General features: G+C 42.5%; 17 protein-coding genes. 14 read left to right on the forward strand and 3 right to left on the reverse strand.

Going from position 1 to position 21,930, the window contains the following annotated elements; genetic code table 11:
- Window positions 1-13 precede the first annotated feature (13 nt).
- The 8 genes from FIS9605_RS0106750 (at window position 14) to FIS9605_RS0106785 (ending at window position 9,201) form a co-directional block, all read left to right on the forward strand.
- Entirely contained in the window at window positions 14-391 is a 378-nt protein-coding gene (locus tag FIS9605_RS0106750) for a hypothetical protein (RefSeq protein ID WP_026731908.1), read from the forward strand.
- Window positions 339-3,089: a hypothetical protein gene (locus tag FIS9605_RS0106755; RefSeq protein WP_026731909.1), complete on the forward strand. Its 2,751-nt coding sequence runs from the start codon at window positions 339-341 to the stop codon at window positions 3,087-3,089. The genes FIS9605_RS0106750 and FIS9605_RS0106755 overlap by 53 nt, the downstream gene beginning before the upstream one ends.
- A 303-nt stretch (window positions 3,090-3,392) precedes the next feature.
- The gene (locus FIS9605_RS0106760; RefSeq protein WP_026731910.1) at window positions 3,393-4,157 is read left to right on the forward strand and encodes a hypothetical protein; all 765 of its coding nucleotides are present in this window, start codon (window positions 3,393-3,395) and stop codon (window positions 4,155-4,157) included.
- A 160-nt stretch (window positions 4,158-4,317) separates the two neighbouring features.
- Window positions 4,318-5,373 carry a hypothetical protein gene (locus tag FIS9605_RS0106765; protein WP_026731911.1) on the forward strand — a complete coding sequence of 352 codons (1,056 nt, stop codon included), beginning with the start codon at window positions 4,318-4,320 and terminating at the stop codon, window positions 5,371-5,373.
- Window positions 5,374-5,394: 21 nt separating this feature from the next.
- The gene (locus tag FIS9605_RS0106770; RefSeq protein WP_026731912.1) at window positions 5,395-6,219 is read left to right on the forward strand and encodes a hypothetical protein; all 825 of its coding nucleotides are present in this window, start codon (window positions 5,395-5,397) and stop codon (window positions 6,217-6,219) included.
- Between the two features lie 29 nt (window positions 6,220-6,248).
- Window positions 6,249-6,923, forward strand: coding sequence for a hypothetical protein (locus FIS9605_RS0106775; RefSeq protein WP_026731913.1), 675 nt, complete (start codon window positions 6,249-6,251; stop codon window positions 6,921-6,923).
- A gap of 20 nt (window positions 6,924-6,943) precedes the next feature.
- Window positions 6,944-8,536, forward strand: a complete 1,593-nt coding sequence (locus tag FIS9605_RS0106780) for a TrbI/VirB10 family protein (protein ID WP_026731914.1) — start codon at window positions 6,944-6,946, stop codon at window positions 8,534-8,536.
- An 89-nt stretch (window positions 8,537-8,625) separates the two neighbouring features.
- On the forward strand, window positions 8,626-9,201 hold the full coding sequence (locus FIS9605_RS0106785) for a hypothetical protein (RefSeq protein WP_026731915.1): 576 nt from the start codon (window positions 8,626-8,628) through the stop codon (window positions 9,199-9,201).
- On the opposite strand, the gene lnt is transcribed toward FIS9605_RS0106785, so the two are convergent.
- The 3 genes from lnt to FIS9605_RS0106800 all read right to left on the reverse strand — a co-directional run bounded on the left by lnt (window position 9,167) and on the right by FIS9605_RS0106800 (window position 14,994).
- On the reverse strand, window positions 9,167-10,897 hold the full coding sequence (gene lnt, locus FIS9605_RS0106790) for an apolipoprotein N-acyltransferase (RefSeq protein WP_026731916.1): 1,731 nt from the start codon (window positions 10,895-10,897) through the stop codon (window positions 9,167-9,169). The two genes, FIS9605_RS0106785 and lnt, sit on opposite strands and share 35 nt — an antisense overlap.
- Complete coding sequence (gene gyrA / locus FIS9605_RS0106795; protein WP_072032369.1) at window positions 10,878-13,460, reverse strand: DNA gyrase subunit A; 2,583 nt, start codon at window positions 13,458-13,460, stop codon at window positions 10,878-10,880. Before gyrA ends, lnt begins: the two co-directional genes overlap by 20 nt.
- A gap of 241 nt (window positions 13,461-13,701) precedes the next feature.
- Window positions 13,702-14,994: a chloride channel protein gene (locus FIS9605_RS0106800; RefSeq protein ID WP_026731918.1), complete on the reverse strand. Its 1,293-nt coding sequence runs from the start codon at window positions 14,992-14,994 to the stop codon at window positions 13,702-13,704.
- 654 nt (window positions 14,995-15,648) lie between these two features.
- Between FIS9605_RS0106800 and FIS9605_RS0106810 the strand changes: the two genes are divergently transcribed.
- The 6 genes from FIS9605_RS0106810 to FIS9605_RS0106835 all read left to right on the forward strand — a co-directional run bounded on the left by FIS9605_RS0106810 (window position 15,649) and on the right by FIS9605_RS0106835 (window position 21,884).
- A complete protein-coding gene (locus FIS9605_RS0106810; protein ID WP_231510256.1) occupies window positions 15,649-16,443 on the forward strand; it encodes an FkbM family methyltransferase in 795 nt (264 codons plus the stop codon).
- 154 nt (window positions 16,444-16,597) lie between these two features.
- Entirely contained in the window at window positions 16,598-16,816 is a 219-nt protein-coding gene (locus FIS9605_RS0106815) for a hypothetical protein (protein ID WP_026731921.1), read from the forward strand.
- A 47-nt stretch (window positions 16,817-16,863) separates the two neighbouring features.
- Complete coding sequence (locus FIS9605_RS0106820; RefSeq protein ID WP_026731922.1) at window positions 16,864-17,781, forward strand: histone deacetylase family protein; 918 nt, start codon at window positions 16,864-16,866, stop codon at window positions 17,779-17,781.
- Between the two features lie 904 nt (window positions 17,782-18,685).
- The gene (locus FIS9605_RS43910) at window positions 18,686-18,847 is read left to right on the forward strand and encodes a hypothetical protein (RefSeq protein ID WP_026731923.1); all 162 of its coding nucleotides are present in this window, start codon (window positions 18,686-18,688) and stop codon (window positions 18,845-18,847) included.
- A gap of 176 nt (window positions 18,848-19,023) precedes the next feature.
- Window positions 19,024-19,470 (forward strand): tellurite resistance TerB family protein, encoded by a 447-nt coding sequence (locus tag FIS9605_RS0106830; RefSeq protein ID WP_026731924.1) that lies wholly within the window; start codon window positions 19,024-19,026, stop codon window positions 19,468-19,470.
- Between the two features lie 692 nt (window positions 19,471-20,162).
- The gene (locus tag FIS9605_RS0106835; protein WP_026731925.1) at window positions 20,163-21,884 is read left to right on the forward strand and encodes a diflavin flavoprotein; all 1,722 of its coding nucleotides are present in this window, start codon (window positions 20,163-20,165) and stop codon (window positions 21,882-21,884) included.
- Window positions 21,885-21,930: the final 46 nt, after the last annotated feature.

Genomic DNA, 21,930 nt, shown 5'->3' on the forward strand with positions numbered 1-21,930 from the left:
TGATAAATTCGTCATGTCTCAAGAGCCAGAAAAAGATTTTCGACCTGTAAATCAAATTTTGGGAACTCAACCTTCCTTAGGACCAATTCCTGCCGATCAAGTCCTGCCGTGGACAGTAATTGCCTTAACAGCCTACTTTATTATAAATGGCATTTTTGGAGGCTTTTTTAAAGATGAGTTTCAAAAATGGTTGTGGACGGCGCTAATTGCTGGTTGGGGAATGGCAACTTGGTGGATATTAACTGGTGGTAGGAGTTGGCGGTTTTTAAGTAAATTTATTGGTGTTCCTAATTGGACTAGAGGCTTTGCTCGTTATCAAAGCTTACTGGAAATTAGCCATGAAGCAAAAAATCGGAAAACAAAGCGTCGGCGTCGCCGGAAGCGAAACTAGATTCACACCCTTTGAAGATGCTTTAAATTTGGCGACAATGTTACGCGTCTCACTTAGCAGACGTGACATCGGCGCTTACATTTTGACAAAAGGAAACCAAAAAGACAGGTTTTGCTTCGTTTTTGGTTTCGATTGTCAAGGCATTCACACTACATTAAGACCGGAACAAATCAATACAATTTTTAATAACATTGAAGCTGGTTTAAAAGATATCCCCAGTGGCGAAAGAATGACATTGCATTTGGGGTCTTTTAGTTCAGACAAACAGCGCCAAAAAGAACTAGCATCTCTGGTTAAGCACGCACCATCACCAGATATAAAATATTTGCTGCTGTCAGAACGAGCAAGAGTGCAAGAACTAACTCGTGCTGGTATTCGCAAGCCAAAATTTTTGCGGATTTATGTTACTTATACAATTGAACCAGATACTACAAATACAGATGATTGGATCGAGAAACTTTTAGCTAAAGGTGAGTTGTGGTGGTTGAAATTCAAAGGTGATATCGCAGAAGTAGAAAACCAGCGGATCGAAACCATTATTAACAATGCATACAAAAATGGTTTTTGTCGCTGGGAACAGCTTTTATCTAACAAAATGGGATTAGATATCAAGCCTTTGACTGCGGAGGAACTTTGGGGAGAAGCTTGGAAAAGATTTAACGATACGCAACCAATAGAGATTCCGCAATTAATCACTTTAGATGAAAATGGACTACACGAACAAGCTTATTCAGATTTAGCTAGTACAAAATTACTGGTAGATAATATTCACAGTACAACTTTGCTAATTGAGTCAGATGTACCTTGTGCCGATCGCCGCTGGGTTCACGTTAATAATAACTATATTGGCGTGATGAGTTTTATGGAAAAACCCGGTGGCTGGGCAAACAAATCTTCTCAATTGCGTTATTTATGGGAATTGCTGGCTAGAGAGAATGTCATAGATACAGAGATTTTTTGCCAACTGACAGCAGCAAATCCAGCAATAGTAAAAACTACACTGCAACGAGTGCTGAAACAGTCAAATATGACGGCTCTTTTGGCACAGGAAAAAAGTAGAACTATAGATGTCAGCGCTCAATTAAAGCTAAGAAAATCGGTAGCAGCACAAGAGCAATTATATGAAGGTGCTGTGCCGATTTATGCGGGTATAGCTATTTTGGTACATCGTCCCAGTGCAGAAAAATTAGATGAAGCGACAAGATACATTGAAAACTGTTTTCAACGTCCTGCACGAGTAATTAGAGAAACAGAGTATGCCTGGAAAATCTGGTTGCAAACTTTACCAATAGTTTGGGAAGGTTTGTTAGCAAGACCTTTCAACCGTCGCCAGTTATATTTAACAAGTGAAGTACCTGGATTAATGCCTTTAGTGCTAACTAAAGGAGGTGACAGACAAGGCTTTGAATTGATCGCCGAAGAAGGAGGAACACCTGTACACCTGGATTTGTTTAACCAGCATAAAAATTTAGCACTATTTGCAACAACTCGTGCTGGTAAATCGGTATTGGTGTCAGGGATTTTGACTCAGGCTTTGGCTTATAATATTCCTGTAGTGGCGTTGGACTTTCCCAAACCCGATGGCACATCTACCTTCACCGACTACACACACTTTATGGAGGAGAATGGAGCCTATTTTGATATTTCCAAACAATCGAATAACTTGTTTGAGCAACCAGATTTGCGCTCATTAGATCCAGAACAACAGCGCGATCGCATGTTGGATTATGTCGCCTTCCTAGAATCAGCCTTAATGACAATGGTTTTAGGCTCGTCCAGCGAAAATCAACTCTTGTCGCAAACAGTGCGATCGCTCCTCAACTTAGCTTTAGGAGCCTTCTTTACTGATGAAGGTATCAAAGAGCGATATAAACTAGCAATAGCTGGAGGATTCGGTAGCCCAGCCTGGCAGAAAACCCCGACTTTAAGAGACTTTCTGTATTTCTGTTCGCCAGAACACTTGGAGTTAGATTCCATCGGAGGTAGGGTTGAAGATGCTCTCAGTCAAATTCACCTACGCTTGCGATTTTGGCTTTCTAGCCGAGTAGGTAAAGCAATTTCTGCACCCTCTAGCTTTCCCACCGATGCCCAACTTTTAGTATTTGCTCTGAGAAACTTATCAGATAGTGAAGACGCAGCAGTGCTATCGTTGAGTGCCTATTCAGCAGCATTACGACGCGCATTAAGCAGTCCAGCTTCCATATTCTTCATCGACGAAGCACCGATTCTATTTGAATTTGACCAAATTTCTGACTTAGTAGGTAGAATTTGTGCCAACGGTGCAAAAGCAGGAATTAGAGTTATATTATCGGCACAAGACCCCGATACAATTGCCAAATCCAAAGCAGCATCGAAAATTTTGCAAAACTTGACCACACGATTAATTGGTCGGATTCAGCCAGTTGCGGTTGATAGTTTCACAAGTATTTTAAAATATCCTCGCGAAGTTATTGCTCGCAATGCGACTGAAAGCTTTTTTCCACGTAGAGAGGGTATATATAGCCAATGGCTGTTAGATGATAACGGAATTTATACCTTTTGCCGCTACTACCCAGGTTACGAACAATTGGCAGTAGTTGCTAACAATCCCCAAGAACAAACTGCACGTCAAAAAACTATGCAAGAATATAACGATAAATATGAAGCAGTTTCTGTATTTGCACGTCAGCTAGTAGCATCACTGCGCGGTGGTGTATAGCGGAGGATAAATTAATGATTTTAAAAATTTGGCATAAAGTTTTTTAATACCATAAATGAACACAGATAATTAATCTGTGTTTATCTGTGTGCATCTGTATTCGCATTTCCAAAACTCTATTTTGCTATCAAAAAAGCTTAACATAAGTAAGTTAGTGGAAATAAATCAAGCTATGTTACGAAACATCAATATGCTTGAAACCTTTACCAATGACCAATGACTAATGACGACCTTAACTAGTTAGCTTTATTTGTACCGACCTACTTAGCACACAACTTCGTCTAGCTTTTTAGGAATATATTTATGCGAAAAACAACTTTGCTCACACTTTCTCTGACATGCTTAATCATGCTACCAGCAACGGCAGAATTAGGCAAGGTTTGGACTGATTTTCAGTCTTATGCAGGAGACTTACAAGACTATCTCAAAAATAATCTCACCGATACATTACAACCATTAGAAGCAGACACTCAAACCGCGATTGATAACTCTACAGGAGATTTGAACATACCTAACCCAAACGCAGCAGGAGAAAGCATTCGCGATAGCATGACTTGGTATTATGTCACGGATAAATTCGATAATAATTCCACTGTGAGAGCAAATTTAGTTAGTAATGAAATCAACCGCCTAATTACTCGGGGTGCAGTGGCTGGTGTTATGGGTGCAAATGGGCAAAGCACCTTAAGAGAGAAGTTAAAAGCAACTGAGGACTCCCTAGATAGAATTGAAAGTTCAAAAAGTTTTGTAGAAGAAATTTTAGAAAATTTAAAAAGTACAATTACCGATCTCGCTAATCCAGCATCAAGATTGGGTTTAAATCAAGCTGATCTACAGGCACAAAATATTAATATTCAACAAGAACAAGCCAAAATGATCGGAGAAACACTTGGTCAGACAGTGCAGACAAATCAGTTTTTGCAATACTCCAATTTAAATTTAGCGAATATTTCCCAGCAGGTAGAAGAAACAAATCGTGCTCGCAGGGTAGATACATCAGCAGAGGCGGCGCGATTGTTACGAAACACTTCGCAAATAGATTTATTCGGCAGACAATTTGAAGAATAGATTCAACAATAAGTAGGTCAGCACAAATAAAGTTAACTCGTTATGGTCGTCATTTGTCATTGATAAAAGTTTCAGCATGATTACATGTCTTGACAAACTTAAGTTATCCTACTTCCTTTTTACAAAATAAATGCCCATGAACTCCGTTAACAACAAATAAATGAACGTTTTTTTTCTTCCTTTCAAAATTGTTGCCGAAATAGGTGTCCCTGAGATTCTCGATAATGGTGTTACAACTGCCAAAAGTATTTCAGAAAGCTGGGACAATCAATGGTTGGATTTATTACAAAATAATACTAGTGAAAATTTATATGGAACGCTCACGAATGTGGGTGTATTTTTTGCAGTCGGAACCCTGTTGTTTTTCATGATACAATGGCTCAGGGATGTTTTATATAGTGAGTATTCCCGCCCTATCTCGGCTTTGATTTGGCCTTTTATTGTGGTGATACTATTAACCAATACTGGCAACGGTAGCGTACTTTCAGATCTGACGCTGGGTGTACGAAATTTTATTAATACAGTGAATCAGCAAGTGTTGACAACCGCAGATGCCAATCAAAATTACCAGCAAGCATTGAATATGGGTGTTGCAGAAGAGGTAGCTGGTTCTTTGCTGCGTCCTTGCCAGTCACTAACTGGCGAACAACAAACTCAATGCTTTGTCAGAGCCAAAGAAAAAATGGATATTCTCTGGCAGGAATATAGAAATTTATATGGAGATAAAACTTGGATCAACAGATTGGAAAATAGAGTCAATCAGATTGCATATGGTACGGGAAATATATCAGAAAACACATTTAGTTCTCTATTAGGTTCTAATATCCAAACTAGTATCAAAAACTTTTTAATTTCCTTACAATATGCATTTCAAAATTTAATAGAAGCTACTATGTTGCTGATAGCAGCTTTAGGGCCGTTGGCAGTGGGAGGTTCTTTATTACCTGTAGCTGGTAAACCGATTTTTGCTTGGCTGACTGGATTTTTATCGTTGGGAATTGCGAAATTTTCATTTACCATCATTACTGTGTTAACTGCCACAGTGATTGTCAATGGGCCAGGGGAAGCTGGTAACGCCGATCCTGATTTAATGTGGTTCATGATTTTTATGGGAGTTTTGGCTCCAATCTTATCTTTGCTTTTGTCTGGTGCGGGAGGATTTGCAATATTCAACGCTATTAGTAATACGACTTCATGGGCAAGGGAGAGGATATAAATCAGCGGGAGAAATGGGTAAATGGTGCGCTTATTAGAAAAAAGACAAAAATCAGTCAGTCTTTTGACGACCTTTGCGATCGCCACCTTTGGATTGCAAGTATTAGCTTTAATTTTTTTAACATTACAAGGTTTAAAAATTCGCCAGCTGAGTCTCAGGAAACCTGCTGCTTTTGTACAATTAATAGCTGGTCAACCAATAGGTGTTACTGATGATTTAGAAAGAAACTCAGAAGCAATTCGGCAATTTGTCAGCAAAACGATGACATCAATGTTTAACTGGTCTGGAACACTTCCGCCTCAAAATATTGAAGAAGTCTCAAAACCCAAACCAGATTCGGGAATACTCATTAAAACGTCACAAGGTAATACCAAAAAAGTTACCACCAGTAGTTGGATAGCGAGTTTTGCCATATCAGAAGACTTTCGCAAAGGTTTCTTAAGTGAAATAGGAGCAATGACGCCCCCGGAAGTTTTTGCTAATAATGCCAACCAAGCTATGTCAGCACAATTAGCAATTAAACGGGTTTATCCCCCTCAAAAAATTGCACCAGGTAAATGGCGAGTTGGTATGGTAGCTGATTTGATTCAAAAAAAACGAGATAGTGATAGAAAAGTCATCACTCCTTTTAATAAAGATTTACTTGTTCGTGCTGTAGATTATTTTCCTTATCCAGTAGAAGATACTACCAGCGTTCTGCAAAAAGCAATTTATAGCATTCGTTCTGAAAGGTTGGAGATTTACGAAATCCGGAATTTATGTTTGCTGGATAATTATAACAATCTAAGTCCAGATAAATTACAGCAGTGCGGTAGTGGAATAAAATCGGATAGCTTCACTAGATAGCATATTGCAATTTACCGAGTTTATTGTTAATGCAGTTATTTAAGTCAGATAATAGAAAAACAAGTATCTTACCACTGTTCGCTGTAGGAACATTTGGTTTGAATATTTTTACTTTGTTGATTTTGATGTTTCACGGATCAATGTTGCAACAGCTAAGTAGGCAATTAACGCCTCAAAGTTTGGTGCAACTTGCTGATGGTCGAGCAATCACAGCAGATCCCACAGAAAATTTAGAACGATACCCCCAGACAATCCGGCGTTTCGTAGGTGAAACTATGACTTTAATGCTGACTTGGTCTAAGCAGCAGCAACCAGAAACAGTATGGCAAATTAGTTCTGAACTTTTAACCAATAATGTCAAGCAAAAATTTCAGTCAGAAGTTATTAATGTAAATACAACAAATCAATTTGAAAATCGCGGTGCTGAAAGTGTATTGGTAATCCAAAGAATTTCTCAACCTCAAAAAATTGGGGATGGTAAGTGGAAAGTAGAGTTACAAGCTAATCAATTAATTTTTAATAATTCCGACAGATTGGGAAAATCTGTACCGTTTAATAAACAAATTTTAGTCCAGGCAACAGATACACAAACAACTTCACTACCTGACTTACCAGTTTCTTGGAACTTAGCGGCTTATCGCCTCGGCGAAGCTAGGCTAGAAATTTACAATATATGTGACATCAAAGATAAGAACTGTTCTTGAAATGAGACTGAAGCTATACTATGACTCGATATTCAATTCCTTCAGAAACTACCCCAGATAATTTAGTGAATTCCACTACCGACGATTACCAACCAGAAATACAATCTTCTGATTGGGAATTTCGGATGGCGAGACTGGTTGGTTTTCAAGAAGAATCTCCAGCTATTGCTGATGATGTGGAAGTACCAGAAGATTCAGCCAGCCCAGCGCCAGCACCCGCCACCAGAACATCAGAAGTTTCCACCCAGCAATCCCTTTCATCTAATCCTTTTGCTAAATTGGCGTTGGTAGGAACTGGTACCTTTGCTTTGGTTTTATTAGCTGGCGGCTTTTTGTCACAGTTGATGAATGCTGGTAATCAAAAGCCTAAAAAAAATAATATTGTAGTTCAACAACCGCGATCGCAACCAACAACCGAATCTCGCCTGGAACAACTAGAAACAGAACTAGAGACTTTAAAAACCAAATTAGCCCTTGCTGAACAAGCGCAAGCGGTGAAATTAGCCCAACAAAAACTCAGAACTGAAAAAATGATCCCAGCTACTCCGACGCCACCGCCAGTTGCCTCTAGACCAAGAGTACCAACCCCTGTAAAAACAGTTTACGTGCCTAGGGTAGAAACCCGCGTCGTCCGAGTACCCCAACCTCAGCAACAACCTCTCCCGCAACAAACAGTTTCACCACCAGTTGCCAAGCCAGAAACTCAACCAAACGTTGAATTAACCCCACCAGATCCAATGGAGGAGTGGGCAAGGTTAGCAAAGTTAGGTAGCTACGGTCAGGTGTCAGCTGCTGCACCTACTAATACGACTAATAACACTATTAGTCGTACTCCTCCTGAACCTGTACAAAATCCTAGAGTCCAGCGATACGCTACAAACCCCCAGCCTCAGCCAACTCCACAACCTTCACAACAAGAAACTTCTATTGTTAGCCAAGCACGAACACAGAATCCCAAATCAGTACCAGTAGGAACAAGTACTAAAGCTGTCCTAGCGACAGCTATATTTGGAGAAACTAGCAGAGCAACTAATAATAATAATAAAAATGACAGTGGCAAAAACCTATTTGTAGTCCGCTTGAAAGAACCATTAAAAGCAGCAGATGGTACTGTTGTCTTACCAGCCAAAACCGAGATATTGACTGAAATTAGTTCTCTTTCCGAACAAGGTTTGCTGCAACTCAATGCAGTCAAACTAATTAACCAAAATAATGGCAACATCACAGAACGCAGTTTAGATAACAATGCCATACTAATTCGCGGTTCCGAAGGTAGACCTTTGGTTGCAAACCAATATAAAAAAGGAGGCTCATCCCTTCTCTGGATGGATGCGGGACAGTTCGTATTGGGAGCAGCTGGTAAAGTCGGAGAGATATTTAATCGTACTGAATCAGAAGTCGTTCGAGATGGTGACTTCAGTTATATTAGAAACAAAAACCCCCAACGCAACGTCTTAGCCGGGATTTTGGAAGGTGGGGTTAGAACTGTAGTCCCCCAAATTACCCAACGCAATCAACAGGCTATGTCCCAAATGATGCAACGCAGTAATATTTGGTTTCTGCCAGCAGGAACAGAAGTAGAAATATACGTCAATCAAATGATGCAGTTTTAGATTTGATCAATGTTGTTTGATCAAGTGAATATTCACTCTCTAAGGTACGTTAAGGTAGTAACGCACCGCTAGTTTTCCTGTATGCGGCCATGAAAAACAACATCAACTTTCCAGTAAATACGCCAGGTAATTTTCCTTTCCTAACTCTCGCTTCCCTAATTTTTTCGGCTGCAATCTTATTGCTAACAGGTCGTGCTTTAGCAAACAACGCCGTTCTCCGTTCCATGTTTTCCTGTCAAGCACAGGGTTTAGGAGGAGCAATACCCACTGTAAATGTTTGGTTTCAGCAAGGAACGAACTTAAGCTTTATTCAAGCTGGAGAAACAATTAAAAAAGTTTGGTTAAACGATCCATCACAGGTGACTATGGATTTTGACGGCCCCATGTGTATGCAATTTGGCCCAGACCGCAATAATAACATGGGAGATTGTAAAAACTCAGCAGCAAGTGTTATTCAACTCAGACGTATTCAAAAAATAAAAATTCCCGGACTACCCAACACTGACAAAACACTTTTAACAGTAGTTACTGAAGCGCAAGGCAAGAACAAGTTGTATACCTTTGAAATTGTCTATAGTGATGGTAAGCCTCACTACCACACTCTAGCTATTTTCCCCGATCCTCCTTCTGCTACTCCAAACCCTTGCGTGAGGGTTGCAAAATAAACAAATCGGCCAGCAAACCTCCCAGTGCAGTTACCAACAATAACGGCGTTAGCCAATCACCCCAACGCACATATAAAGTCTGCGTTTGTCGTCGATAAATCGTTTTGGCATGAATTTCGTAGGTGTTATGTCCGGATATCCACACAGTTCTGCCGTGGGGATCTACAAAAGCTGAATACCCTGTATTCGTTGCTCGCGCTGCCCATCGATCGGTTTCAATCGCCCGCATGATATCTTGGGCGTGGTGCTGTGCTGGCATAGATGCACTGTAATGGGCATCATTAGATGAGCTAAGTATAAATTGTCCACCTGCTTGCGCTTGACGGCGAAATTGCTCAGAAAAAGCAGACTCGTAACAAATGCCAGCGATCGCCCGACCGAAAGGCGTATCAAATACTTGATTTAGCGAACCGGGAACTTGGTGTTCATCCAGAGGTGACAGGCGGCTAATGATACCACCCAAAACTTTCTCAAAGGGGATGTACTCTCCGATAGGTACTAACTTTGCTTTGTCGTAACGGCTAAAAACATTACCATCACCTGTAAAGGTAAACAAACTATTCGTATAACTCCGTCCCCGTTCTCCAAAACCGCCAATCCAAGCTACAACGCCTTTTTCTCGCACTGCATCCACCAAGGAACTACGCGTAATGTCACGTTGGAAAAAAGGTAAAGCTCCTTCCGGCGTTAGCACTGCATCTACATCTTGAGCTACCAATGTGAGATATCCGCTAGTGTAACCTTCAATCGCACGACGCAAGCCTTCTGGATAAAGTTTAATTTGGTTGGGAATATTGCCTTGAATAATCCCCACCTTTAACGCTGCTTGTGGTGGTTGAATTAGAGGACGACTGTATAAGTTAAAACCAATTAGGTGTAAAGTAATTAATAATCCTGCGGCGATCGCTAGATATTTGTTAACCAACCACAGAGGCACAGAGAACACAGAGAAAATCTTGGTGTCCTTGGCGTCTGTGCGGTTAATCCAAGCTTCCGCAATCAATCCATTCACTGCCACAATTGCTGCTGTCACAGCAATAGGCCCCGAAAGTTGACCTAGGTGTAAAATTACGAGATTCTGCGGACTCTGAGTGTAAGAAAGAGAACTCCACCATAAGGGGCCAGCACTCCAAAGTGCTTCTAAGCCACACCAAAGAGCAGTACCGATGAGAACACGAGTGATGGGGGATATTTGTAGAGACACGCCATGACGCGTCTGTGTACCTAATCTAAAATTCAAAATCCATGCTAAACAAGCAGCCCAAACTGCAACTAATGCCGCTCCCCAAAGGGTAATGAATATCCAGCAAAACAAAGCAATTCCCAGACTCGCCAACCAAGGAACCCCCATCCAAGTCATGGGGTGAATTCCTGTAATCCAGAATAGGGCTAGTCCGTGATAACCGATACCCCAAGCGAGGGAGATGGGGAGAGGGAGAGATGGGGAGAGGGGGGAAGATTGGTTTTTTCGTTTTGCAGAATCTATAACTAACACCCAGAGGGGAGCGAGGGCAAACCATGCCAAGAACCATGCGTTTACGGGTGCGACGGTCAAACCCATCAAAATACCGCTTCCTAAAGCAATTAGGACGCGGATAAAGTGAGACGCCGTGACGCGGAGAGTAAATTTCAAAAATTCTCTGTGTCCCCGCGTCTGTGTGTCTCCGTGTCTTCTCTTACTCAGTTTCTGTCGCATCACCGCTATCGGGAGGAACTATTGCTACTCCCGTAATCACATCATCTTCATCTAGGCGTTGCACGCGCACTCCAGTAGCGGAACGCGATTGAACGGAAATCGCATTCACTGCCTGTCTGATGATAATACCCCGACTAGTAACCATCATGATTTCATCGTCGCTATTGACAATGTGCAGGGTTGCGAGTTGGTCTTTGATTTTGCGATTTTTAAATTTGGTCGCCATTATACCCTGACCGGCACGGTTTTGCAGGCGGAACTGAGCAACGGGAACCCGTTTACCGTATCCTCCCATTGTAATCACCAATACCCATGGCCCTTGATGGCCATTGCCTGGTACTTCTGTGGACTCTTCATTCTCGATTTCTTCGATTTCGAGATCTTCGATTTCGGCGTCTGAGACTGTAGCTATATTGGCCAGAATCGCAGCAGGCAGAATATCCATACCCACTAATTCATCTGCTTTCTTGAGTTTCATGGCTTTGACGCCACGTGTCGCCCGACCGAGAGGACGCAGTTGTTCGTGATCGCAACGAAAGTGAATGGCCATGCCATGACGAGAACCAATAATAACGCTGTCTTCTACTCTTGCCCGTCGTACCCAGCGCAGTTGGTCTCCTTCTTCTAGGGAAATGGCAATCAAACCATTGGCACGAATATGGCTAAACGCTTCCAATACGGTTTTCTTGATGTTACCGCCTTTGGTGAGCATGACCAAATATTCATCGCTGGTAAACTCGCTCACGGGTACTATTGAAGTGATTTTTTCCTCTTTGGGGATGGGCAACATCTGCACAATTGGCGTGCCGCGACTGGTACGAGAACCTACGGGAATTTGATAGGCTTTTAGGCAGTAAACGACACCACGCTCGCTGAAAAATAACAGGCTGTCGTGGTCGCAACAAGTCAAGAAATGCTCAACGCCATCATCATCTTTTACCTTCGCGGCGGCTTTGCCTCTAGTTGCACGGCTTTGCGCCTCAAAGGTGTTGACTGGCATCCGTTTAATGTAACCTTGCTCGGTTAGCAAAATGACAGCTTTTTCGTTGGCGATTAGGTCTGTGTCTTCTAAATCCCCTTCACCGTGAGTAATTACCGTGCGGCGTGGTGTGGCAAATTTTGCTTTTAGTTGCCCAACTTCTGTTTCAATAATTTGCAGTATTCGCTCTCGCCGTGCCAAAATATCCTGCAAGTCAGCTATCTGCGCTTGTAAGTCTTCGTGTTCTTGACGGATTTTATCTGCTTCTAGGGCAGTTAACCGCCGCAGTTGCATCTGCAAAATTGCATCCGCTTGCGCTTCTGAAAGCCCGTAAGTGGTAATTAATTCTCCTTTGGCTGACGGTGTATCAGCTGCGTGGCGAATTAAAGCAATAATTGCATCTAACTGAGCCAAAGCTATCAACAATCCTTGCAGGATGTGGTCGCGTTCCTCGGCTTTGCGCAGTTCGTATTGTGTACGTCTGGTAATCGCTTCAATGCGGAAATCGAGGAAAACTTGTAGAAACTGCTTGAGGGTGAGTATCTGAGGTTCGCCATTCACCAACGCCAGCATGTTCGCCCCAAAATTGGCTTGTATTGGCGTTTGCTTGTAGAGGTTGTTCAGGACTACACGGGGATAAGCATCGCGCTTGAGTTCGATGACAATTCGCATCCCATCGCGATCGCTTTCATCCCGGATATCGGCAATTCCGTCGATGCGCTTTTCATTGACCAACTCGGCAATTTTTTCAATCAATGCTGCTTTGTTGGTTTGATAGGGCAATTCAGTAACTATAATTGCTTCCCGATCTGGACGACCTCGTTGTTCGATGGTTTCAATATTTGCCACACCGCGCATGGTGATCGAACCGCGTCCACTGGTATAAGCTTCTTTAATCGCCGCAGTCCCGAGAATCTGACCTCCAGTCGGAAAGTCTGGGCCGTGAATATACTGCATTAACTGGATGTCAGTAATTTCCGGGTTATGAATCAGGGCCACCAATCCATCAATCAATTCACCCAAATTGTGGGGCGGGATGTTGGTTGCCATCCCCACAGCAATTCCCGAGGAACCGTTTAACAACAACTGCGGTACCCGTGCCGGTAGGACAGTCGGTTCTTGCTGGGAACCGTCGAAGTTATTAACAAAATCTACGGTTTCCGATTCGATATCTTGTAGGAGAGCGTCACCTGTTAAAGCTTGCAAGCGGCATTCAGTATAACGCATTGCCGCTGGGGGGTCGTTGTCTACAGAACCAAAATTACCATGTCCCTCAATTAAAGGCGATCGCATGGAAAAATCCTGTGCCATCCGCACCAAGGCATCATAAACTGCCGTGTCGCCGTGGGGGTGATATTTACCTAATACTTCCCCTACCACACGCGCACATTTACGGAAGGGACGATCTGAGGTCAACCCCAACTCATGCATGGCGTAGAGAATACGCCTATGCACAGGTTTCAGACCATCCCTGGCATCTGGTAGCGCCCGACCTACAATGACGCTCATGGCGTATTCCAGGTAAGACCTGGACATTTCGTTTCGCAGATCCGTGGGGATAATCCTCTCCTGAGAGGTTGTCATAACCTAAAAAACTCCAAGAATGGTTAGTTTCAGCGAAGAAAGCGCAAATAAGCAAAATTATTCCAAATTATCCTTGAATAATTGCCATAATTTGTTACAATTTTAGCACATCTTGTCATTTTCTGGCTGGCAAGGCAAAGTCAGGGGGTCAATAGTTAGTGGTTAGTAGTTAGTAGTTATTTCTCCCACTCTCCCCATCTCCCCATCTCCCCATCTTCCACTCTTCTAACCTCTGCCTTTGTTACGAAGCATCTTGCTTAGACTTGAGCTGAGATGTAATAAAAGGAACTTTGGGAGCAAAAAAGAATCCAATCAAACTGGCAAACAAGATGGGTGTAAAGGAAGCAAAATTGGTGAGTTTCGACAGCAGCAAAGTCGTACTTACGGGCGTGCGCGTCACCGCAACGTTGAGAGATGCCATTACACAAATCATAGCCAAGCTAGAATTAAGTCCAGGAACCAACACTGCCATAGCTTTACCTAGACAAGCACCAGTGAAAAACAGGGGGATAATAAATCCACCAGGCCATCCGCCCGTAACTGTAACGCTAATGGCAGCCATTTTACTCAAAGCTAAAGTCAAAAGAACAATAGCAGTAAAACTGCCAGTAACGATCGCTGTTAACTGTTCATGTCCAAAAAAGCGAGTCAGCGGCAATAACAAAGCTAAAATACCCAATCCCAGTCCTGCTAATGTTGTGCGGATATAAACTGGGCCGGGAATACGGGCAAATAGGCGATCGCATCCGTGAAAAATTCCTATAAACACCCATCCTGCTAACGCCCCAATCACCCCGAATAAGATCGCAAACGCAAAATTATTGACATTATCTAGGCTGTACTGGGGAAAATACCAAGTGGGTGCAATTCCTAAATTTGTAATTACCGCAAACACCAGATAACTAGCGCAACTGGAAATAATGGCAGGTATCACTGCTTCGCTATACTCCACCACGTACTTGTGGTGCAATATTTCTAAAGCAAACATCGCACCAGCTAGAGGTGCACCAAACAAGGCAGTAAAACCCGCCGCCATTCCTGCCAGACTCATCGTGCGGATATCGTCTTGGCCTTGAAGTTTGAGGCGATCGGCAGCCCAAGTGCCAACCGAACCTGTTACCTGTACTAATGGTGCTTCCGGACTGGCACTGCCACCTGCTGATATGCTGACCAAAGAAGCAAGAATCATGGATGGATTTTTGCGAATATCTAGGCGTCCGCTACGAAAATTGATGTTATCTATAAGAAGGCCGATTTCCCCAGGACTTCCAAGGAAATGAATTATTAGACCTACTACTAAACCAGCTAGTGGCATCACCAACAGAAGACTAAAACCTGTAAATTTTTGCAGTCCTTGAGTTAGTAGTTCTAAGACACTCCAATACAATGCAGCAAATAAACCACCCGCAATTCCCACAACCGCCCAGCGTAAAACCCAAAGGGAAATCATGAAAGGATGACGTCTTGTCAATCCAACTAGTTGTGAGAATGTCCAACGTTGATTTTGCTCTAATCTTTTACCCTGGTTTGGCACTGCCTTGACTACTGTAGTGAAAAGACAAAAAAGCGCATGATGACGCTTTCCATACTAATTATCATCTACTTTGGAACTTAATTTTGACTTAGTACAGCTTTGCATAAAAAAGTAGCGATTTGAAACGCACAGAGAAGTTTTTAGGCGCGATAGCGACTTCCCGTAAGGGTACGGAGGTTTCACGCCACGTGCTTTATGCCGGGGAACCCTTTCGGCAGTCGCTCATGGGGGGAACCCCCAAGACCGCGCTACCTCACCACCGCAGTGGCTCCTCCGTTAGCGTAGCTCCTCGCGTTTTACTCGTGGCTCAAAGCTTCGGTGGGATCGCAAAGGAAAGCGCACCAGAAGCGCAGAGTCTTTGTGCAAAAATTTCGCGCGCGAACTTACGAAATGTTGTACTTAGTTTCCTCTTTTCAAGCAGTTCCAATGATAAAAGTTTCACTGCCATGCATGAAAAATCTCACCCTGTCCTATCGGACACCCTTCTCTGCAAGATCGGAGAGGGCCAGGAAGTGAGGTTACTTTCAAGGCAGGGGGAACCAATCTCTAGCTTTATTGTCCAGAAGGGTCTTCACATTAATCTCTGGATAGAGGAAAAGCCGAAAGATTCCATCTAACTAATTAATACTTAGTTGAGAAATTGGGAGGACCAGTGTGATAAAGATACCATTTAGGGAGTACATTGCTCATAACCTTATTGGTACGCCACTGGAAGAGGTTGCCAAAAACGTTGCTTATTTCACTGAGTTTCGACGACGAATTAAGCATCCTGAGCTTCGAGAGATTTACGTTGAACCCTCACGAATGAAAATAGCAATGGCTCGAATCATTAACGACTCAATGAATTGCATTGATGTTGGTGCTCACTTAGGTTCAGTGCTGAGTGTGATAAAACGACTATCACCACATGGAAAACATATTGCCATCGAACCAATTCCTTACAAGTGCAGATGGTTAAAGCAAAAGTTTCCAGATGTAGAAGTTCTGCAACTTGCTCTCAGTCACAATGTTGGAGAAGCAGACTTCATGATCCAGTCTCGTCGTTCTGGGTTTAGCGGATTACGCATACACAATTCTGGCAGCAGTGGTGGATATATTGAGACTATGAGAGTAAATTGTTCAAGACTTGATGATATTGTTCCATCATCTCAGTCTATAGGCTTCATAAAAATTGATGTAGAGGGAGGTGAGCTAGCAGTGCTTCAAGGTAGTGAAGCTTTATTAAAACGCTGTCAACCCGTTGTTATCTTAGAGTGTACTAAATCCGGATTAGCAGCTTATGACATCTGTTCCAGAGATGTCTATGACTTTCTTCATACTCACTCATATTCACTATTTTTGTTCAAGGATTGGCTTGCAGATGGGGAAGCATTAAGTTACGAGAAATTCGTGGAATCAATGCAGTATCCGTTCCAAGCTTTCAATTTCCTGGCTGTACATAACGGGTAATTCAAGTTCGTGCTGCTTTGAGAAAACAAAACTTCACCCAATCGATAAAGGTAACTTAAGCCTCAAGGTAGTATGTGCCTTACTCAAGGAGAGTCTAAGATGCTTGCGTATAAGAATTGAGGAAAGATTGATGGAGAATAAGAAAACAGCTCCCATGAGTAAAGAAACTGTTCCTGAGCAAGCAGAAAGGTCTAGCCCAGAAGGTGATGAAACACAACTCAGTCCAGAATTGCGGGACAAAATCAAACATCCTCCGAAAATGGATGATGTGTTGCGGGAGTTACCGCCAGACGAACTGAAGAATAACCAAGCAGTTGTGCCAGAAATGCTTGATGAACCAACCGACGAAATCATCGGTTTCACAAAAGACTAGTGAGGATACAATTCATTCAGTATCCTGCTGCCTACTTTGTCCGCACTATGCTGCCAGTTATCTATTCTGACGAATTTCTGGATCACAAGACTGGATATTTACATCCAGAGAAACCGGAACGCTTGAGCGCTATTACCACTGCTCTGAAAGCAGCGACATTTGCTTCTAAAATTGAATGGCGATCGCCCACACCTGTCGATCGACGTCCGCTGATGTCGCTGCTGGAGGAAGTACACACCCAAAGCTACATCAAAAAAGTCCAAGAAGTTGCCTCTAGTGGTGGTGGTTATTTGGATACAGACACCGCCGTTTCTCCTCGCAGTTATGATGTGGCATTGCTGGCCGTGAGTGCTTGGTTAGATGGAGTTGATGTGGTTCTAGAAACTAGCAACCCAACTTTTGTACTGGCACGTCCCCCCGGACATCACGCCGAAAGAGATTATGGTATGGGGTTTTGCTTATTTTCCAACGCGGCGATCGCTGCTTTCCATGCTCTGAAAAAACCAGAAATTAACCGCGTTGCTATCCTCGATTGGGATGTACATCACGGCAATGGTACCCAAGCAATTGTAGAAACTAATCCGCAAATTGCCTATTGTTCTCTGCATCAGTATCCTTGCTATCCGGGTACAGGTAAAATAACAGAGCGAGGTTTTCATAACAATGTGTTAAATTTGCCCATACCTCCTAGCAGCGATGTCGGCATATATCAGCCTGTTTTTGAAAAAAAGGTAGTCCCTTTCTTATTAGACTTTCAGCCAGATTTGTTAATAATCAGTGCTGGTTACGACGCCAACGCTGATGATCCGCTGGCTATGATTAATCTGCAACCCCAAGATTACGGTTTGTTCACCGAATATTGTTTGGGCATCACTCGTAAAATTCTGTTTGGGTTGGAAGGAGGTTACGATTTATCGGCACTTTCCCAATCAGTTGTCGCAACAGTTGAGCGGTGCTTAGTGTGAAGATATGTAAATCAACTTAGCAAATCTGGCTCTTTGAACAAAAAAGAGCCAAATTATGTATTAAAGAGTCATAAGCGGCGTCAATCACTCCTAAATCAGTCATTATTGATCAATTTCCGTAAAAACATAATTAATTACATCAGTTTTCATTCGTTTGATTCACAATCACAATGCAGGGGTGTAGATGACCAGAGTGCAAGTTCTTGTAGAGTGTGGCGGTTCGCCTCTACCGCACGATCTCTTCACCAAAAAATTATTGTAGAGTTTTATTGCAAGTTTTAAGATAAAAAATATACCTTTTGATGAGTTTGCCATCAGACTTAGAATAGATAATTATGTCTTAAATATGTCTTATAAATAACAATAATACACAGTAGATAAACAGTAGTTACACTACTAAAAAATCTAGAAATTTTGAATGTGTATTTTGATTTAATTGCTATTTACTGCAATAAAAGTCTATGATCTGAGATCTTGCATCATTTCGATTGCGAGAGCCAGAGGCTCTCAATTCTTGTTACCAGGTTCAACTAACTAGGGTTTGGAGGCTCTGCCTCCAGGCACCTGCAACTGCTGCAATGAAATGAGCAGCTATTTCTACCTGTTAGGATTTATCATCTTGACCAGTTAATTATATGTACTTAAGGTTACTAATAGTCGCAAAAATTGTTTGCGTAATTGTAATGCGATGTAATTTTTACAGCTATTCCTGTTTCAGCACCTGGCTTCACAAAATATTGGCAAAAACTTATCCAATCTTTCAAAAGAAAAAGTTCTAGGCATATCGCTAAAGACCTAAAGTTTTGTTAAGATGCATATGCTGGTACTTCAAAGAGCGAAATTCAGCTATCAGAGTGTGAAGAAACAGATAGTACTAGCACCATCGAGTTCAAAAGAGCAAGCTATGACCACCTACATTTTCTTCGACGAAGCCCTCCGGATGCTTGTAAATGCCTTTCTAGCATCTGTAGTCCTGCTGATTGCAGCTTCCGGTATTGGTTTGGCAGTAATTGAAACGATAGAAAAAACAGGCGATCGCCCAGCATCTCCAAGGCAGTTTCGTTAAACCTCAGCTAAAAATTTAACTTCTTGTCGAAAACCATTGAGTGCCAGTGTTCACCGGACAAAAAACCTGGGAACACTAAGATGGAGAGTCTCAAAGCGTTGCATTCTTTACCAAGATGTCGAAAAAACATCAGTAAATTTACTGCAATTGAGACCGAAGCAAAGGAGCAAACTACAATGGGTTTATTCGACAAAATGTTCGGCACACAAAGCCACGTTCAAGATGCATTTACACCAGCAGAAGCTTTTGCCGCTGTCACCCTGGCTGCGATAGCCTCAGATGGTTATCTTTCTGAAGAGGAGGCGCGTGCTATCTCATCTACGCTGTCTCGCATGAGACTTTTCAGAAGTTATTCCAACGACGTAACGATCAGGATGTTTGACAAACTCCTGGGACTTTTAAGGCGGGAGGGTATCGATACATTGTTAAATGCTGCCAAGGAGTCTCTACCCCAAGACTTACGCGAATCGGCCTTTGCGGTGGCTACGGATCTGGTATTGGCTGATGGGATCGTTACTCAAGAAGAACAAGGATTTTTAAACGATCTGTATCAAGATTTAGGTATCACTAGTGATACCGCCACACAAATTGTGGAAGTGATGTTAATTAAAAATCGAGGGTAATCTCTGCCACACATCCAAAATTACTTGCAAAACAAGAATAGCAGAGAATTCGCGAAAATTAGTGTTTGAATAAAAAACAGGAGAATTTAGGGTTTTTAATAATAGAAAAAAGGGGAAGTGGCAGATGTGTTTTCTGTCTCTACTTCCCCTTGAAAATTTTTATGACTAGATAGGTTAACGGGAAGCTGCACAAAGCACATCTACAAGTCGGCGAAGGCAAGAGCGCAGTCACTCCTCTGCCTTCATAAGCTGTTCGACATTTAACTTGCATGATCTTGGCGGGCAAGATGCCCACCCCAGAAGAATTTGAAAAAATTTAAATATGCAAATTAAATGTACTTTAGCTTAATTAATTGGTGAATGCGAATTCTTACCAATCAAAATAATAAAAATTAGATACAACGGTTGCCAAAATCATGCTTTTCGTTACAAAATTTTGGGCAGCGATATCATTTTGATTACTTTGTTGTGAAAAATTTTAATGTGATTAGTTGCCGATATTTGATATAGTTCGTAGCTAAAAAAACAAGCCTTGACTACAGTTTTTCGGTAAATAATTATGCCAAAAAACAGACATTTTGGCTACATATTGACTTTTAGAAAAAATAAAGTTTTGAACAACTTTACAAAAATAATTATGAGCAAAATAAAGACAGAAAAGCAGACTGATGATTTGTGCTCGGAGACGACTAATGGTAGCTCTCACAGAGAACGCCCAACAAAAACGACTTACTATACAAACTGTCGAAATTGCTCCTAACACAACAGCGATTCGTTCGCTTGATTGGGATCGCGATCGCTTCGATATCGAATTCGGGCTACAAAACGGTACAACTTACAATTCATATCTCATTAAGGGCGATCGCATCGCCTTGGTGGATACTTCCCACACCAAGTTTCGCCACTTGTATTTAGAGACTCTCAAAAAACTGGTTAACCCAAAAGCTATTGATTACATAATTGTCAGCCATACAGAGCCAGACCATAGCGGCTTAGTTGAAGATGTTCTCCAATTAGCACCAAGAGCCACAGTTTTAGCGTCGAAAGTTGCACTCCAGTTTCTGGACAATTTGGTTCACGATCCCTTCTCGAAGCGCATCGTCAAAAGTGGCGATCGCATCGATTTAGGTCAAGGACACGAAATTGAATTCGTGAGTGCGCCTAACCTGCACTGGCCGGACACCATCTTCAGCTACGACCGCAAAAGCCAAATTCTCTTCACTTGTGACGCCTTTGGGATGCACTATTGCAGCGACGACACCTTTGACGTCAACCTAGAGGCAATTGAACCCGACTTTCGCTTTTACTACGATTGCTTGATGGGGCCCAACGCTCGTTCGCTGCTGAATGCGATGAAGAAAATGAGCGAACTGGGCAATATTAAAATCATTGCCAACGGACACGGGCCCTTACTTTACCACCATCTGGATGTACTCAAAGAGTGCTACCAGGGTTGGAGCCAAAAACAAGCCAAAACAGAAACCATCATCGGCTTGTTTTATGTTTCTGATTACGCATATAGCGATCGCCTCGCCCAAGCAATTTCTCAAGGAGTCCAGAAAACTGGCGTTGGCGTGGAAATGATGGATCTGACAACCGCAGAGATCCAAGAAATCCAAGAACTAGCAGGTCGCTCATCTGGCATCATTATCGGTATGCCTCCGACTGCAAACGTTGCGGCTCAAGCTGCAATTAGTGCGCTCTTGGGTGTAGTCAAAGATAAGCAAGTCATCGGATTTTTTGAATGTTACGGCGGCGACGATGAACCCATCGATCCGCTGCGGAGAAGATTTGTCGACCTTGGCGTTAAAGAAGCCTTCCCAGCAATTCGCATTAAAGAAACTCCTTCCCCAGTTACATACCAGTTATGTGAAGAAGCAGGTACTGACTTGGGACAAATGCTAGTCCGCGAACGCAACATCAAGCAAATTAAGTCTATTGACGTTAATTTGGAAAAAGCGCTCGGTCGGATTAGCAGTGGGCTTTACATTATTACCGCCAAGAAGAATGGAGTGCAAGGGGCTATGCTCGCTTCTTGGGTGGCACAAGCTAGTTTACAACCTTTAGGGTTTACAGTCGCCGTTGCCAAAGATCGGGCGATAGATTCCTTGTTGCAAGTCGGCGATAAGTTCGTCCTTAACGCTCTCGAAGAAGGAAACTATCAGGAACTGAAGAAACATTTCCTCAAACGTCTGCATCCTGGTGCGGACAGATTTGCGGGAGTGAAAACTCAAACAGCTAAAAACGGTTCCCCAATTCTCACAGACGCTCTCGCTTACATGGAATGCGAAGTCAAGAGCAGCATGGAATGCAGCGATCACTGGCTTTTATACTGCACCGTCACCGATGGTCGAGTTTCCAAACACGACGGACTGACAGCGGTTCGCCATCGCAAGGTTGGCAATTACTACTAAGAAATTATGAATTATGAATTATGAAGGCTGAAATTTTCATAATTCA

It is taken from the genome of Fischerella sp. PCC 9605 (assembly GCF_000517105.1).
Lineage (GTDB): Bacteria > Cyanobacteriota > Cyanobacteriia > Cyanobacteriales > Nostocaceae > PCC9605.